The following is a 16,460-nucleotide window of genomic DNA, read 5'->3' as shown; positions in this document are numbered from 1 at the left end:
TTGCATTTAAAAAAACGACTTCTATATTTGCATCACCAAATCACATTATGGTCCGTTCGTCTAGGGGTTAGGACGCCAGGTTTTCATCCTGGTAACAGGGGTTCGATTCCCCTACGGACTACAAAGGGGTAAATTAGGGAAATCTAATTTACCCCTTTTTTTGTACCGCCTGGAGATTATGTTTGGCAGATGTTTTATTCACTTGTGGGAGAGGAGCTTTGTTTTAAACAATAGACTTCATCCTAAATCCCCTTCTTCAATATAAGAAATTAGCAGCTCGTAACCTTCCTGCAGGCAGAGGTGATCGTAGCCAATTGCACAATAAAACATAATGTTTTCTGCCTCCATTAAAAAGTCTGCCTTTCTTTAATCTTCAGCTGAAAGGTGTTAAAGCTGGACGGTCATCTTCTCCATATTTTTTAAATTTAAAAATTATTGACATCTTATACTTTATATCCACCCCGGTCAGAAAAAGTAAACAGGTAAACAAAACAAAACTTGAAGAAAGAAGTGATATTCGGCTATAATTTCAAGAAGTACCGAAAAAGTAAGGGTATTTCTCAGAAAGAATTTGCCGCTCTTCTCTACGAGGCGACCGGGAAAAAACTCACGCTTACAAGTGTCTCCAATTATGAGACCGGTCTGCACATGCCCCCTCCCCAGGTACTACCTGCTATAGCCGATATCCTTGAGGTTTCTATTGATGCCCTTTTTGGGGTTGAGGAAAAAGCAGTGGTCGAAGCGGAATCACTGGACCCTCAGGTAATTGACGAGTGGAAGAGGGAGTTGGAACGCCTTGAAAAAGAATTTATCCTGTGGGGGGCAGCGCAGGAGGAAGGCTTTATTGATATGACTACTCAATCTTTTGCCACCTGCTGTGAAGATTTAATTGTTTTAGCTAAGAAACAACAGCATGAATTGTTAGTGTTACAGGCAGAGCTTAGGGCAATCAGGAAGATGATTGCCGCGCTGAAAGGTGGGTTTGGTCGTTAAAGGAGGGAAATAAACAGGCTTTGTGTTCTATGGCAGCTTATATTTATTTTTCCTCACAATCCTTTTTCATGGAATGTTTTACCGGAAGACCAAGAAGAGTAGGGGCTATGTAGAAATAAAAAAGCCTGCTTCTGAATAAAATATTTTCAAAAGCAGGCAGTTCGGTTCGAATAAAGGCAGCTTTACTTTTTCTTTTGCTGGCGAGCCTGGGCTTCCTCTTCTTTTTTAATGTGCTCGATAAACTTTTCGCACAGCTTGTTCATTTCTCCGGCCATAAAGTCGTCGCCTGTTGCGGTAAGGATACTTTGGGCGAGGCCTCCGATGCAATCAACATAAAAGCGTTTTTGTTCATCAATGGGCATATCCTTTGTCCAGAGGTCGATGCGCATGGTGTTTTTATTGAAGTGGTCCCAAAGGGCCAGGCTGATAGACTTGGTTTGGTCCAGGCCATCATCTTCTTTATCAGTCGCCTGCCAGTATATATTTTCCGGAATATTCTGGTCGTCAAGTTCTACTTCAAAATGTATTCTGGATTTTTTCATGGATGGTATTTTTACGTAAGGCTGCAAAAATACAGATTCTGCCGGATAAAGAAAAGGATGTTCCGACAATGGATATGAAGCTGCAGGGGAAAGTAGGATCAGGGGAGGCTATTCTGAAATTCCTGGTAGGCTCCAGAACTGGTAGAAGTGGTGTCGCAGCCAAGCTGCTGGCTATGAGCCAGAATTTCCTTTACACGGTTCTCCGGGCTCGGGTGGGTGCTCAGGAAGGTGGGAGTACGGCCCTGTTTTTCTTCCTGCTGAAGCTTTTGAAAAAAAGAAGCCGCAGCACTACAGGGGTAGGAAGTTTGAGCAAGATATTCCACTGAGCGGGCATCCGCTTCCTGCTCGTATTCCCGGCTAAACTGCAAACCCGCCAGATGGCCGGCCAGTTGTGCGGCAATTTCGCCTAAGGCATTATTATTCTCACCCAATATAAGGCTCAGGACAAAGTTAAGTCCCTGGGCCTTCTGTATTTGTCGGCTGGCATGGCGTAGGTCGGCATGGGCAATTTCATGGCCTATAACACCAGCCAAATCGCTTTCTTTTTCCAGAAACTTAATCAGCCCTGTGTATACAAAAATATATCCTCCCGGCGTAGCAAATGCATTAAGGGTTTGGTCATCTTTTACAATATAAACCTTCCATGGAAATTCTTCTTTATACACCACTTCTCCACTTTCCAGAATTGTTTGGACGATATTCCTGAGGTAGGCGTAACTCTCCGGATATTCATCAGGATCCAATACCTGGTATTGCTCTGGCTGGCTTAAAATCTGTTCGCTTAGCTGTTTGCCAAGGGCGGCATCTTCTTCCGGAGCCATCATTACAAAATTATTATTCCGGTCGCAGGAAGAGAGTGTGATGGCCAGGGGAATAAACAGACTAAGCAAGAAATGTCGCATAGGAGGTGCTCAAAATTAAAAATTGGTAACAGTATTCTGCAGTCTTCGCTTTAGTTCGGCAGACTGTTTTGTAATTTTTGTAAAATATCTGATCCGGAAGGGGTGGTATCGCAGGCCATTTCTTCGGCTGCCTGCCGAATGTTTTCGATTCTGTTATCAGGGTTTGGGTGGGTACTTAAAAAAGTGGGTACCCCACTGCCGGAGGCTTCTTCTTCTAATTTCTCGAAAAAGCCGGCGGCCCCTGTGCATGCATAGGGGGTGCTGCTGAGGTAGGCGACAGAGAAGGCATCGGATTCTGTTTCGGCACTTCGGCTAAACTTCAGGCTCCCGAGTTGCTGGAGTACCTGCGTTACCGCCCCCTGGTTTTGCCCTAGGGCAATGTCGAGCAGCAACTGAATACCCATTTGTCTTTGAAGCATTTTGCTGGTATGCCGCTGGTCGGCATGGGCAATTTCGTGGCCTATAACGCCGGCTAAATGGTCAGGAGAATCGAGGTATTTTATTAAACCTGTATATACATAGATGTAACCTCCCGGAGTGGCAAAGGCGTTTAAAATGCTGTCATTCTGAATAATTTTGATCGAGTCGTAGGCGAAGATATCCTTGTACTGTACCTCTTCGGAAGATAACACTTCCTCTGTAATGGCCCGCAGGTATTTGTATGCTTCAGGGTATTCTTCCTCAGAAAGAACAGGATACTCGTCCGGATTATTGAGAATTTCCTGGTTGACCTGGGCACCAAGTGCCACATCTTCCTTTGGGGAGAAAATAACTATATCGCCATTCCGGTCGCAGCTGGAAATTAGCAGGGGAGCAAACAGGAGCAGATACAGGTAAAGAGCGCTATATTTCATAAAGGATTTTTAGATTTGTACCTCTTTTACGTCCCCCTCCACAATAAGTTTTCCTTCAGTTGCTTCCATAATTTCTTCCACGCTTACTCCCGGAGCACGTTCCAGTAGTTTAAATCCACCTTCAGGAACTACTTCCAGTACAGCGAGGTCGGTAACTATTTTTTTTATGCAGTTTAAGCCTGTTATGGGTAAGGAACACTCTTTCAGTAGCTTGGATTGTCCGTTGCGGCTACGGTGCTGCATGGCTACAATAATATTCTCGGCAGATGCAACAAGGTCCATTGCGCCTCCCATGCCTTTTACCATTTTGCCGGGAATTTTCCAGCTGGCAATATCGCCCGTTTCAGACACCTCCATGGCGCCAAGAATGGTAAGATGCACATGTCCGCCGCGAATCATGGCAAAGCTTTCTGCAGAGCTAAATAAGGCAGAACCGGGCCGCATGGTTACGGTTTGCTTGCCGGCATTGATTAAATCGGCGTCCACCTCTTCTTCTGTAGGAAAAGGGCCAATACCCAGCAGCCCGTTTTCCGACTGCAGTACCACTTCAATTCCATCCGGAATGTAATTGGCCACCAGCGTTGGAATACCAATGCCCAGGTTGATGTACATTCCATTTTTTATTTCCTGCGCAATGCGCTTTGCAATTCCTGTTTTATCAAGAGCCATAGTCCAGTTTGAAAGTTTAAAAATTTGAGAATTTAAAAATTGCCATTCATCTGTTCTTGCAGGATAAGCTGGTTTTGTTGTTTACAATTCCTGCATATTTTCAAATGCCTGACTTTTAGGAACGGATGGTTCGCTGCTCGATCCGCTTTTCGTATCCCTTTCCTTCAAAAATACGCTGTACATATATGCCGGGGGTATGAATTTCGTTCGGGTCGAGTTCACCGGCAGGAATCAGTTCTTCAACTTCTGCAATGGTTATTTTACCGGCAGCAGCCATCATGGGGTTGAAGTTACGGGCGGTTCCCTTGTAAATTAAATTACCAGCCGTATCGCCTTTCCATGCTTTAACCAGTGCAAAATCCGCTTTGAGCCAGCTTTCCATCAGGTACTGCTTACCTTCAAACTCCCGAACTTCTTTTCCTTCGGCTACTTCGGTTCCTACACCTGTGGGGGTGAAAAATGCAGGAATGCCTGCGCCACCAGCACGAATACGTTCGGCCAGGGTTCCCTGCGGAACCAGATCCACCTCCAGCTCTCCGCTAAGGAGCTGTCGTTCAAATTCGGCATTTTCTCCAACATAAGAAGAAATCATTTTTTTAACCTGACGTGTCTGGAGCAGGAGGCCAATGCCAAAATCATCTACCCCGGCATTATTTGAAATGCAGGTAAGTCCTTTTACTCCCTTTCGCAGGAGGGCCTGAATGCTGTTTTCCGGAATACCACAGAGGCCAAAGCCGCCAAGCATTATTACCGCATTATCCTGGATATCCTGCAGGGCTTCGTCGGCCCCCTTAACAGTTTTGTCGATCATAAAAAATAGGTTAAGGTTAATTCAAAATTGCGATGGCTGCTTCTTTGTCCTGGTGAAGCTGTGCCCTGAGGGCATCTAAGGAATCGAACTTCAGCTCTGTCCTTATTTGCCTGATTAAAAATACGCTTAGTTCTTTAGTATACAAATTTTCATCCAGATCAAAAATGTGGACCTCTACACGCCGCTGATGTCCACCTACAGTGGGCCGCTGGCCAATATTCAGCATCCCCTGGTACTGCTTTCCCTCATATTCCACCTTTACTGCATAAACGCCATCGGCCGGAATGAGTTTATAACTGGCGGCTATGGAAACGTTAGCGGTAGGGAATCCGATTTTTCGGCCTATCTTATCGCCTTCCACCACCGTGCCGTTAAAGCTGTAGGGGCGCCCCAGGTATTCCGAGGCTATTTCGACCTGCCCGGCGGCCAGTGCATTACGAATGCGGGTGGAGCTGACTCCTACATTATCGACATCCTGCCGGCTTATTTCCTTCACTTCAAAGCCATACTTTTCTTTGTTTGCGACCAGATGGTCAAAGCTGCCTTCGCGATTTTTGCCAAAGCGGTGGTCGTATCCAATTACCAGGTGAGTGGTTCCTATGGCATCGATAAGAATTTGCTGAATAAACTCTGAGGAGCTGAGTTGTGAAAATGCAGGAGTAAAAGCAATTTTAATGAGGTGATCGACCCCGAAGCGGGCGAGGAGGGTGGCCTTTTCTTCGAAGGTGGAGAGGAGCTTGAGGTCTTTGCTGTCGGGGTGGAGGACCAGGCGGGGGTGGGGCCAGAAGGTGATAACTACTGTTTCGCCGCCTTCCTTTTTTGCCAGGGCGCTAAGCTTGGCCAGTATTTGCTGATGACCGATATGTACGCCGTCGAAAGTACCACTGGTAACGATAGCCTTAGGCAGTCGCTTAAAGCTTTCTAAGCCCTCATATATTTTCATGCTCGTTCAGCTTTTTTACTTTTTCCAGAAATTCAAGAGGACCGGTAGTACCATCGACTGTAAACTGGCCGATACGGGTTCGTCTGAGGGCCGAAAGATAAGCCCCGGTTTGTAATGCTTCTCCCAAATCCCTTACCAGGCTCCTGATATAAGTACCCTTGGAACAGACAATTCTAAAATCAACTTCCGGAAGTTCTATCCGGGTAATTTCAAAAACCGGCACCTGAACATCGCGGGCTTTCAGCTCTACACTCTCGCCTGCTCTGGCATGTTCATATACCCTTTTCCCCTTTACCTTAATGGCCGAATGCATAGGCGGAATTTGCTTTATATGGCCCTGGAACTGGAGTGCTGCTTCTTTTATTTGTTCCGGTTCCAGGTGGCTAAACTCTTTTTCGCTGTCGAAAGCTGTTTCCAGGTCGATGGAGGGGGTGGTCTTTCCAAGTACCAGGGTTCCGGTATATTCTTTTTCCTGCGCCTGGTACTGTTCTATTTCTTTTGTCTTTTTGCCGGTACAGAGCACGAGTAAGCCGGTGGCTAGTGGATCTAAGGTGCCGGCATGGCCTATTTTCTTTACTTTCAGTCCCCAGCGTAATTTATTCACTACATCAAAAGAGGTCCACTGATAAGGTTTGTCAATCAGCAGCACCTCGCCTGCTGCAAAATCAAAAGAATCTTTTTCTGTCATATCAATATTATCCAGCACATTAGCAGGCGGGATTTACATTAAATGAAAGCCTGATTAGGTGCTTACATTTTCCTTATAAAAAGTAGGTACAGTAAAGCCTGCCGGTGAAATTTTTAGTTGCAGATGCCCCTACCGGGAGGCAGTCCCGAATTTGCAGGCATTATTCCTGCTGCTTACTTTTTCCCTTATAAAGGATGGCGAAGATTTCAATCAGGAAACCAATGGCAATAATAATCGGGCCGAGGGTAAGTCCCAGCACTCCAAAACCATGAGGTTCATTGTCCATTGCCATTAGGGTAAGCCCCACGATGAGGCACAGTAAGCCTGCCAGAAGGAGGAGATAATTTCCTTTATCGAAAGCTAATTTTTCTTTGCTGTTATCCATATTAATAAAGTTCGTCTAAAGACATTTTCAGGTATTTGTTGATGGCTCGCCGGGTGCTGAAATAGCTGATGATAATACCTGCCACTATCAGTGATCCAAAAAGGATGAGCATCTTTTCTTCATCGGCCAGCAGCCTTAGGTCTTCCAGCTTGGTATAGGTCCAGCTGAGTACAAGGTATAAAAAGGCCGAAGCCAGTAAGCCGGATAATAAGCCCTGCCACACCGACCGGAACAGGAAGGGCTGCCGGATAAAACGGCTGGTAGCCCCCACGAGCTGCATACTCCTTATCAGGAACCGCTGGGAAAATAACGCCAGCTTTATGGTATTATTGATTAAAATGATGACTACGAGTAAAAGAATGATGACAAAGCCTAAAAGGACGAGCCCGATTTTAGTAATATTCTCATTAATGGATTCTATCAGGCTCCTGACATAGGTTACTTCAAACACTCCGCTGATTTCTTCAATCTCTGCCTGAACCTGCTGCAGACTGTCGGTCTGGTAGTATGCAGGCTTGAGCTTTAAAATAAAAGCATCGCGCAGCGGGTTTTCTCCTAAAAAGCCGACAGCATCTTCCCCGCTTTCTTCAAAAAATTCTTTAGCCGCCTGTTCTTTACTAATAAAGTTTATTTGTGGAACCTGGTCTTTATTAGCCGTAAAAGCTTTACTGGCCAGTATTTTATTGATCTTTATACGGTTGGCTTCTGTCATGTCCTTTTCCAGATACACCTGGAGCTCCAGGTTTTCCTGTATAAGGGTGGTGAGCTGATGGGCATGCAGCACCAGTAAACCAAACAAACCTATTACTAACAAGGCCAGCGTATTACTGAATACGGCACTTGCAATAGGGTAGCTACCCAGCTTTTTCTTCTTCCTGTATTTTTTTTCTTCTTCCACGGCGCTGAATTAGGGACAAAGTAAGGGCTTTTGCCTGACAATTTAAAGTGGCTCCTACGGAAAAGCAAAAAAGGCAGCCTGTAAAAACAGAGGCTGCCTTTTTTTATGAGTAGGGGTGTTTACTTATTGAGCTTTTCTGTGCGCGTTATCTCAAGCTCTTTAATGGTTTTCTTATCTATCAGCTCCTGCAGGCGGGTAACCTTCTCCTGGTTTGGCTTCAGTTCATAATATCTCTCCTTGTGGTACAGGAAATAACTGGTAGAGAGGCCTGTATTTACTTCCAGTACTTCATAGGGTACCTTACTGAAGTCGCCAAATATTTGTAGCTGGTTATCGAAGAAGCGATAGTGGAAGTTATAACGCGTACCGGATTTAGTACTAACCGAAATGGTACTTTTGTCGAAAGAATGTACTTTGGTCAGCTGGTCTTCCGGCACCTCCACCTCGGGAGTGTGGGCCGTGATATCCTTTTCTTCGAAATCAGTCACTATATCCGGCTTAATCACTTCTGCATTGGCTGCTGCTGGTGCAGTTGCCGGGGCAGGCTCAGTTATTCCTTTTTCTACTTCCTTATTAATGGAAGTAACAGCCGTAGGCTCTGTGGTAGTAGTTGTAAAGGCAGATGGGGTATTTGCTGAAGGGGTGTTTTCTGTGTCTGCTTTTGCTGTTGTTAACTCCTCAGTCGCCATTAGCTCATCTGCTTTTTGCGGTTCTGGTTTTGCAGGAATCTCTTCTTCCGGTACAGAAGGAGTAGCAGGCTTCTCTCCTTCGGAAATGTTTATCGCCTGTTCGACCGGAGCCGCATCCTTCCATTCGGTAAAGCCAAAGTAGGCTGCGGTACCAAGCAGGGCTACGAGCGCAGTGCCAGCTACCATTTTAAAGCCTGCTGAGGAAGTAAATGAATAGCCGCTACCGACTTCTATGGCATCGAGGCGGGCTTTTAATGCCTTTCGCCTGTGTTCCTGGAGAGCTTTAACGGTGCTTTGCTGCAGTAAAAACTCTTCTTTCAGGGCAGGGTCCTGTTCAAGGCTTTGCATCAGCCGGGCAGAATCTTCCGGGCTTAACTGGCCTGTCAGGTAGGCATCAATCATTTCTATATGATGTGGGTCAATACTCATTTTAATCCAAAAAGTCGCTCTTTGTATATTTTGATTTTACCAGCTCATCGAGCTTTTTCTTGCACTTGTACTTTTTTGTTTTGGCGGTATCGGTGTTGGCAAAACCCATTTTTTCTGCAATCAATTCCATCGATAAACCGTCGAAGTAATAAAAGGTTAAAACCTTCTGGCAGGTCTCTCCCAAATTGGCAATACACTGCCTGATAATTAGCCCTCTTTCCTCGCTGTCTTCGTCGATATACTGTTCCCCATCCTTAGCTTCATGAACCAGCCTGCTTTTACGCTCCAATTCTTTTCTCCAAAGGTTTTGGCAAATGCTGTAAAGGAAAGTACTAATTTTAGAGGTTAGAACCAGCTTACCACTCACGCCTTTTTGCCAGAAAACAATGAGAGCATCCTGGAAAATATCTTTAGCCTCCTGTTCAGAGCCATTGTTGGATATTACCAGGCGGGTCATCATACGGTAGTATTTCCTGTAGAGATAATCCAAGGCTTTCTCATCTCCCCGGCTCATCCGCTCCAATACCTCATTGTCTTTCATTAAAAAGCAGCGCTTTGAACGTTAATACCTGTTTAACTGATTAAGTAACCTGGTGGAGGAGTTAATTTTTCAAAGAAAACATACATCCTGCCCTGGGTTGCTTGAGTGTTAGCCTTATAGATGGAGTACCCGGTCTTCTGCAATTGCAAATATGATATCTTCCTTCTTAGGTTTAATTTGATAAAATCCTGTAAATTTTCCAAAAGCGGGGAGCAATGCATAATGTAAGCCAAAGTAGAAGCAAGGAAGCCTCAGCTGCTGAAAAGCCCCTCCCCGAAGCTTAATGGCGGGATGGATATGCCCGCAGATGTTATACAAACCCTTTTTTGATTTTTTACTATTTAAAGGCTCATGTGTAAGAATAAAAGGCGAAAGTATTAATTCCTCCTCTGCTATTTTCAGCCGGCTTTGCTGGTAAATGGCCGGGGGCAGGATATCATGGTTGCCTTTGATAAGCACAAACTGAACTTCCTGGTGAGTATGGAGCCATTCTTCGAAGAACCACCACTCCTTGTTTAGTTCGCTATGGAACAAATCTCCTAAAAAAAGTACACGCTCCGCTCCGGTCTGATGAATTAAATTACTAATCCTTTCCAGGTCGTGCCGGTGAATAGTGCCAGGTACGGCAATGCCTGCCTTCCTAAAATGTGCTGCTTTTCCCAAATGAACGTCGGAAAGCAGCAGGCTTTTTTGTTCCTTCCAGAAAATGGCTTTGTCGGGAAAGAGCTGAAGCTGCTGCCCCATAAAGGGGAAAGTGATGGCTGCGCTGCCTGTAAGGGTATTAAGTTTCAATTATTTTCAGGATATAAATGCCTAATGAACTACCTCTTAAACAGCAGTATAAGGGAAGGAGTTCAGACCGAAATTTATGGCCCTTCATTTGCTACAGTATTGAAAAAGAAAATTCAGGACTTGCTGAATAGAATAAAAGTATTATTTTTAATTTACGTCTTTAAAATTGTCATCTATCATGAAAAAAACATTAATGAAAAGCGGCCTGCTGATGGCCTTTGTAGTGCTGTTAAGTTTTTCTGCCAGGGCCCAGAGCCCCGATGATATTACCGGCCTGTGGTGGAATGCAGAAAAAACGGCTAAAATTGAGGTGTATAAGGAGAAGGGTAAATATTTCGGCAAAATTGTTCACCTGGTGGAGCCAAATGAAAACGGTAAACCAAAGGTGGATAAGGAAAATCCGGATGCCAAGCTAAAGAACAGGAAGCTGGATGGGCTTGTAATTCTGGAAGACCTGGAATATGATGAGGACAATGAGTATGAAGATGGAAAGATTTATGACCCTAAAAGTGGTAAAACTTATTCAGCCAATGCGGAGCTAAACGGCGATAAGCTGGACCTGCGTGGGTACATTGGTATATCGCTTATTGGGCGTACCTCTACCTGGGAAAGGGTAAAATAGTATAGCATCCAAAAAGCAAGGGGAGCTGTTATTCTTAAACGAGTAACAGCTTTTTTTATGGCTCTTATTTCAGGAATCCTTCTTTACTGGCATATTCTTCAAGACTTAGCTGCATGCGGCTGATGCGGTCGAGGAGCTTTTCCGAAGTAAGCCTTTCCCTTAGCCGGTCAACCATAATAGGAAAAGCAAAAGGAGTAGGGCGGGGGGGGAGCTCCAGTCGAAGCCGTTGGCGATTAATACGATTAATCGTTTCGGTAAAGCGGTCCTGCTCCTGCAGTTGGCTCATGGCCTCCTGCCTGGCCTGGAGCATTAATAGATTATTCGGTTCATATTCCCCGAATACATCAAAAATTATTTGCGAAGAAGCGTGAAGATGCTTGCTGGTAATCGGCTTACCTGGGTACCCCTGGAAGACCAGACCTGCAATGGCAGCAATTTCCCTGAACCGCCTTTTAGCCATTTCCGTGCTGTTGACACTCTGCTGAACATCTTCCATTAAATTTTTCGTGCTGAAAAGGTCCTGCTCTAGGGCTTCCTGGTAAGGGATGGGTGTATCTGACAGTAACTCAAAGCCATAGTCGTTCATGGCCATGGAGAAGGTGATAGGAATTAACCTGCTTATCCGGTAAGCAACCAGTGCAGCCAGCAACTCATGAACAAAGCGACCTTCGAAGGGATAGAACAGCAGGTGGTAACCTTCGCGACTTAGAAAATGCTCTACCAGCAAAGTATTACTATCAGGAATGGCGGACCATCTGCTCTGGAGCTGTAAAATAGGTTCAACTCGTTTCATTTCCGGCTCATTATTTTTACCTTCAGCTGCCTCCTCCAGTGTTTGGCGGATAAGTTTGCTAAGCTGAGTGGAAAGAGGGAGACGACCTCCCGCCCATCGCGGAACCACTCCTTTATTGCTTTTGCTTTTCCGGACCAAAACCGTAAGGTCTTTTATGCGCTCTAACTGAAGACTCCTGCCGGCAAACCAGAATACATCGCCCATTTTTAGCCGCGAAACAAAGCTTTCTTCCACGGTGCCTATAAATCCTCCGCCTATATACTTTATTTTCAGCACCGGCTCACTTACAATGGTGCCCATCGATAGGCGGTGGCGCATAGCTATCCGCCTGTTTTGTACTTTATAGATCCCATCGACCAGATCCACTTTGTTAAACTCTTCATACTCCTGAAGGCTTCCTCCGCCGGTGGTAATAAAGTCCAGTGCCCATTCCCACTCTTCCCGGCTCAGGTGGCGGTAGCAGTAGGTGTTTTTAACGGCTTCGAATAAGGACTTTTCATCAAAACCTTCTCCAATGGCAAGGGTAACCATGTACTGCAGGAGCACATCGATGCATTTTTCGAGTGGGGGGCGGCTTTCATATACTTCCTCTTTAAGTGCTTTTTTAAGGGCCGCCGCTTCCACTAATTCCAGCGAATGGGTAGGAAGAAAATAGATGCGGCTTATGGCCCCAGGTTGATGGCCGCTACGGCCGGCACGCTGCATAAAGCGCGCAACTCCTTTGGGACTTCCTACTTGTATAACCGTTTCTACCGGTTTAAAATCTACCCCCAGGTCAAGGCTGGAGGTGCAGATGACCAGTTTTAGCTTTCCTTCGTGCAGGCCATTCTCTACCCAGTCGCGTACCTCCCGGTCGAGAGAACCATGGTGCATCGCTACCAGTCCGGCCAGTTCAGGTGCCTGGGCCATCAGCTGCTGATACCAGATTTCCGTTTGGCTGCGCGTATTGGTAAAAAGAAGGGTAGACTGACTGTTTTCGACAATAGGGAGAATTTTGGGAAGAAGCTTGATGCCTAAATAACCGGCCCAGGGAAACTTCTCTACCTCTTCGGGAAGGATGGAGGCAATTTCTATTTTTTTATCTATGGCTGCTTTAATAATGGCAGCCTCACGCGCTCCCTTCTGCCCGAGCAGTACTTCTATGGCCTGTTCCAGGTTCCCAATAGTGGCCGATACGGCCCATATCTTTGGCTGCTGTTTATTAATTTGCTGAAGGCGGCTGATGGCCAGCTCTACCTGAACGCCTCTTTTGGTTCCCAACAGCTCGTGCCACTCATCAATAATTAAGGCCCTGAAATTCCTGAACAGGCGTGAGCTGTCTTTCTGACTCAGCAGTAGGTGCAGACTTTCCGGAGTGGTAATAATGCATTCAGGTGTTTTTTTGAGTTGTCGCTGCCGCTCAGCCGAAGAGGTGTCACCGGTACGGAGGGCAACTGTCCAGGGGAGGCCAATATCATCGCACACCTGTTGCATGGCCTGCTGCAGGTCGCGCGCCAATGCCCGTAAAGGAGTAATCCAGAGCACCTGCAGGCTGCCGGGGCGCTTTCCTTGCCAGTCATCCGGGTTGTTTCGAATCCACTCCAGCAGGCAGGGGAACCAAAGTGCATAGGTTTTTCCGCTGCCCGTTGGAGCATTCAGCAGGCCGTTTTTCTCTTCCAGGTAAGCCCGCCATACGTCTTCTTGAAATGGAAATGGCGCCCATCCTTTATCGCTGAACCACTGCCTTGCTACGGAAAAATCCTGCTGCAACTCATTTACTTTTCTTTTAGCCATAGATGTGGAGCATTTCCTGCAGTTCTTCTAAAGTGTTGGCATCTGCTGCTTTTTTATCGTGACGCCAGCGTAGCATACGGGGGAAGCGTAGGGCGACACCCGATTTGTGCCGCTTGCTTTCCTGAATTCCTTCAAACGCTATTTCAAAAACCAGCTCCGGCTTTACCGTTCGCACCGGCCCAAAGCGCTCTCTGGTATTTTGCTTAACGAACTGGTCGACCTGCCGAATCTCCTGGTCGGTAAGACCAGAATAAGCCTTAGTGAAAGGCACCAGTTGTCCTTCCTTATCCCACACCGCAAAGGTGTAATCGGTATAAAGATCGGCACGGCGCCCTTTTCCTTTCTGAGCATAAATAAGAACTCCATCGATGGTAAGCGGATCAATTTTCCATTTCCACCAGTCGCCTCTTTTTCGCCCCACCTGGTAGCTGGAAGAGAGCCGTTTTAGCATTAAACCTTCTGCCAGTATATCCCGCGACTGTTCCCGTGCTTCAGTCAGCTGCTGCCATTCGGTAAAATCCACGACAGGCGATAGCCGGAGTAAAGTGGGTTGCTTAGCTTCTTCAATAATTGTTTCCAGCAGTTTTCTTCGCTCCTTTAGCGGCTGGTTACGGATGTCTTTGCCTTTAAATTCAAGCAGATCATAAGCAAAAATGATGACAGGAGCCTCCTCCATCACCTTTTTTGTAACATTCTTTCTGCCAATTCTGGTTTGGAGGGCATTGAATGATAAAACGTTTCCCTCTTTAAAGGGGAGTAGTTCTCCGTCAATGACTGTTCCATCCGGGAGCGCCTTTGCCAGCTCCTGTAGCTCCGGAAATTTATCGGTCATCAGGTCTTCTCCTCTAGACCAGATGAAGCATACTCCTTCGCGAAGAATGAACTGGGAGCGGATGCCATCCCATTTCCACTCTGCCTGCCATTCTTCGGGAGCACCCAGTTTTTCGGGGAGACCATCGAGGGCATGGGCCAGGAAGAAAGGATAGGGTCGTGAAAGATCGGCCGATTCGTCTTCTTTATCGAAAAGCTCGTGAAATGTGGTGCTATCGGGGTGCCAGTTTCCCATCAGCTGATGGGCGATGGTGGTCGCCTCTATGTCCAACAGTTCAGAGACTGCCCGTACCATCAGGCTCTGGGAAATTCCTACCCTAAACGCTCCCGACATCAGCTTATTAAAAACGAAGCGCTCCTGTGGCTCCATTTGTCTCCAGGCCTTCAGGATCAGGGCTTTCTTTTCCGGTTCAGGCAACTGGTCCATCTCTCGTATATAGTCTACCCACCAGGCTAATGGCTGGTCCTGTTCTTCCTGTGGGGGAGGTAAAAGCAGGGCGATGGTTTCGGAAAGGTCGCCTACCACCTGGTACGATTCTTCGAACAACCAGTCGGTGAGGCGGGCATCTTCCGCAGCCCAGGTGCGGAGTTGGGTGCTGTTAACAGGTTTTTTAGGTCGTTTATGGGTGAAAAGTGCCAGTGCCCATAACTTATCTTTATCCGGCGCTTCCTCCAGATATTCTTTCAGGATTTGTACCTTATCATTGGTTTTATTGGTCGTGTCGAGCCGGGAAAAAAGAGAGGCAAACTGTTTCAAAGGGTTTTTCTAAGGAAAACGGTAGGGGAAGTTGAATGTTTTGGCAGGGAGGGTACCCTCATTATTTATCACTAGGTTCTTTTTCTGGCTTTATTTAAAGTTTTAACCATTCATTATGTAAAACCCAGGACGTTCTATAACTTCAGATGCTTAATTGTGAGGTGCTAATAACTTATGAGTAATTCAAAAAATGATCTTGCCTGGGAGCAGCTGTTCCGCGGCCATAATATAGAGGAGGAGGTTGAAAAGAATGGGTTCTATAGAATAGAGTCGACAGAAATAAACCGGTACAGGGAGACTCGCCTGATGACGAAATTCGACTATAGGTCGCAGTTGCCTAAAGTTTTTAAAGAAACTGGCTTTTCAATTTTACCAGTTTCCAGGGGAGGGTATATCATTTCCAGTATCGAGACATTTAAAGATTTTGAAAATAATGAAGTTGAAGTGGTGAAGGCAGGTTTTCCGATACACCTGGAAAGCATTGACTTCAATAACATCACCAGCGAATCAACCGCCTTACATTGTGCATATTTGTCAGGGATAATTGAGCATTTTACCGGGGAAGAAAAGCTTCAGCCAACAGTGAGCGGCCGTATGGGTTCATCTGCTTTTGAATTTAATATTGATTCCGGGAAAGGTTTGCTACAAGTGGAGGTTGAAAATTCCCAGATTGAAATAGATGGTGGCTATGAAGGGCTTCATTCTTTAAGCTTAATTGAAGCTAAAAGTTCCATTTCAAAGGATTTTTTAATCAGGCAGCTTTTTTACCCTTACCGGCTTTGGGAAGCAAAGGTTACTAAAAAAGTGCGCCCCTTATTTCTTACCTACACGAATGGAGTGTTTCATTTCAGAGAGTATACTTTCGAAGATCCTTTTTACTACAACTCTCTGCGGCTTTTGCGGGAAAAGAAATATGTTCTTAGGGACGGAGCCATCAGCTTTGAGCTGATTGAAAAAGCCTTGAACAGCACCCAAATTATAGCAGAACCGCCTATTCCCTTTCCGCAGGCGGATTCCTTTGAGAGGATAATTAATTTGCTGGAGATTTTGAAAGCGGAAATCCAGCTGAGCAAGGAAGATCTTCTGCAAAACTATGATTTTACACTTAGAGATTCATTTGACCCCAGGCAGGTGGATTATTATATGAATGCAGGAAGGTACCTTGGCTTAATTGAGAAGGAAAAGGATAATGGAGAAACAGTTTATTCTTTAACAGGGGAGGGTGAAAGTTTATTCCGCCTATCCATTACCAACAGGCAGGTAAAGTTTATCGAATTAATTCTTTCTCATTTGGTATTTAAGCGGGTTTTAGAACACTGTTTTAGAAATGGAAGGAAACCGGAGAGGCAGGAGGTGGTAGCGATAATGAAGGAATCGAATGTGTATAAGGTGGAGTCAGAATCTACCTTCTTTAGAAGAGCATCTACGGTTATAAAGTGGGTGGACTGGATTCTAAATCAGGTTGAGGGTTAGCATATATACCTGGAGGTTACCCTCTGCTGTTTTAGAGGACTTTCTGAATATGTTGCTTATGGAAAGTCATTTTCC

Annotated in this window: 17 protein-coding genes and 1 tRNA gene; 4 read left to right on the top strand and 14 right to left on the bottom strand. The window is 45.7% G+C overall.

Annotated features, from left to right (window positions below; translation table 11 throughout):
* The first annotated feature begins 49 nt into the window (after positions 1-49).
* Both F752_RS0106040 and F752_RS23565 read left to right on the top strand, forming a co-directional pair.
* Positions 50-121, top strand: a tRNA-Glu gene (locus F752_RS0106040).
* A gap of 377 nt (positions 122-498) precedes the next feature.
* Positions 499-993 carry a helix-turn-helix domain-containing protein gene (locus F752_RS23565; protein ID WP_017730835.1) on the top strand — a complete coding sequence of 165 codons (495 nt, stop codon included), beginning with the start codon at positions 499-501 and terminating at the stop codon, positions 991-993.
* Between the two features lie 182 nt (positions 994-1,175).
* On the opposite strand, the gene gldC is transcribed toward F752_RS23565, so the two are convergent.
* From gldC to pdeM, 12 genes are all read right to left on the bottom strand, one after another.
* Positions 1,176-1,535, bottom strand: coding sequence for a gliding motility protein GldC (gene gldC / locus F752_RS0106025; protein ID WP_017730834.1), 360 nt, complete (start codon positions 1,533-1,535; stop codon positions 1,176-1,178).
* A 98-nt stretch (positions 1,536-1,633) separates the two neighbouring features.
* The gene (locus F752_RS0106020) at positions 1,634-2,437 is read right to left on the bottom strand and encodes a M48 family metalloprotease (protein ID WP_017730833.1); all 804 of its coding nucleotides are present in this window, start codon (positions 2,435-2,437) and stop codon (positions 1,634-1,636) included.
* Between the two features lie 50 nt (positions 2,438-2,487).
* Entirely contained in the window at positions 2,488-3,291 is an 804-nt protein-coding gene (locus tag F752_RS0106015) for a M48 family metalloprotease (protein WP_017730832.1), read from the bottom strand.
* Between the two features lie 9 nt (positions 3,292-3,300).
* A complete protein-coding gene (locus tag F752_RS0106010; RefSeq protein ID WP_017730831.1) occupies positions 3,301-3,960 on the bottom strand; it encodes a 3-oxoacid CoA-transferase subunit B in 660 nt (219 codons plus the stop codon).
* 115 nt (positions 3,961-4,075) lie between these two features.
* Positions 4,076-4,771: a CoA transferase subunit A gene (locus tag F752_RS0106005; protein ID WP_017730830.1), complete on the bottom strand. Its 696-nt coding sequence runs from the start codon at positions 4,769-4,771 to the stop codon at positions 4,076-4,078.
* Positions 4,772-4,787: 16 nt separating this feature from the next.
* Complete coding sequence (locus F752_RS0106000) at positions 4,788-5,714, bottom strand: bifunctional riboflavin kinase/FAD synthetase (protein ID WP_017730829.1); 927 nt, start codon at positions 5,712-5,714, stop codon at positions 4,788-4,790.
* Positions 5,701-6,402: a tRNA pseudouridine(55) synthase TruB gene (gene truB / locus F752_RS0105995; RefSeq protein WP_040664396.1), complete on the bottom strand. Its 702-nt coding sequence runs from the start codon at positions 6,400-6,402 to the stop codon at positions 5,701-5,703. Before truB ends, F752_RS0106000 begins: the two co-directional genes overlap by 14 nt.
* Positions 6,403-6,562: 160 nt before the next feature.
* The gene (locus F752_RS0105990; RefSeq protein ID WP_017730827.1) at positions 6,563-6,787 is read right to left on the bottom strand and encodes a DUF3098 domain-containing protein; all 225 of its coding nucleotides are present in this window, start codon (positions 6,785-6,787) and stop codon (positions 6,563-6,565) included.
* 1 nt (position 6,788) lies between these two features.
* Positions 6,789-7,685, bottom strand: a complete 897-nt coding sequence (locus F752_RS0105985) for a cell division protein FtsX (protein WP_017730826.1) — start codon at positions 7,683-7,685, stop codon at positions 6,789-6,791.
* Between the two features lie 119 nt (positions 7,686-7,804).
* On the bottom strand, positions 7,805-8,803 hold the full coding sequence (locus F752_RS0105980) for an anti-sigma factor family protein (RefSeq protein WP_017730825.1): 999 nt from the start codon (positions 8,801-8,803) through the stop codon (positions 7,805-7,807).
* Between the two features lies 1 nt (position 8,804).
* Positions 8,805-9,344, bottom strand: coding sequence for an RNA polymerase sigma factor (locus tag F752_RS0105975; protein WP_017730824.1), 540 nt, complete (start codon positions 9,342-9,344; stop codon positions 8,805-8,807).
* Positions 9,345-9,458: 114 nt separating this feature from the next.
* Complete coding sequence (pdeM, locus tag F752_RS0105970) at positions 9,459-10,136, bottom strand: ligase-associated DNA damage response endonuclease PdeM (RefSeq protein ID WP_017730823.1); 678 nt, start codon at positions 10,134-10,136, stop codon at positions 9,459-9,461.
* A 178-nt stretch (positions 10,137-10,314) separates the two neighbouring features.
* Between pdeM and F752_RS0105965 the strand changes: the two genes are divergently transcribed.
* Positions 10,315-10,758, top strand: coding sequence for a DUF2147 domain-containing protein (locus F752_RS0105965; protein ID WP_040664386.1), 444 nt, complete (start codon positions 10,315-10,317; stop codon positions 10,756-10,758).
* 64 nt (positions 10,759-10,822) lie between these two features.
* Here the strand turns inward: F752_RS0105965 and F752_RS0105960 are convergent, their stop codons facing one another.
* Both F752_RS0105960 and F752_RS0105955 read right to left on the bottom strand, forming a co-directional pair.
* The gene (locus F752_RS0105960; RefSeq protein WP_017730821.1) at positions 10,823-13,324 is read right to left on the bottom strand and encodes a ligase-associated DNA damage response DEXH box helicase; all 2,502 of its coding nucleotides are present in this window, start codon (positions 13,322-13,324) and stop codon (positions 10,823-10,825) included.
* Positions 13,317-14,912 (bottom strand): ATP-dependent DNA ligase, encoded by a 1,596-nt coding sequence (locus tag F752_RS0105955; protein ID WP_017730820.1) that lies wholly within the window; start codon positions 14,910-14,912, stop codon positions 13,317-13,319. The genes F752_RS0105960 and F752_RS0105955 overlap by 8 nt, the downstream gene beginning before the upstream one ends.
* A 174-nt stretch (positions 14,913-15,086) precedes the next feature.
* On the opposite strand from F752_RS0105955, the gene F752_RS0105950 reads away from it, so the two are divergent.
* Positions 15,087-16,385: a type II restriction enzyme gene (locus F752_RS0105950; protein ID WP_017730819.1), complete on the top strand. Its 1,299-nt coding sequence runs from the start codon at positions 15,087-15,089 to the stop codon at positions 16,383-16,385.
* The last annotated feature ends 75 nt before the right edge of the window (positions 16,386-16,460 follow it).

This window comes from Nafulsella turpanensis ZLM-10, from assembly GCF_000346615.1.
Classification (GTDB): domain Bacteria; phylum Bacteroidota; class Bacteroidia; order Cytophagales; family Cyclobacteriaceae; genus Nafulsella; species Nafulsella turpanensis.
This window is presented reverse-complemented; position numbering and strand designations above follow the sequence as displayed.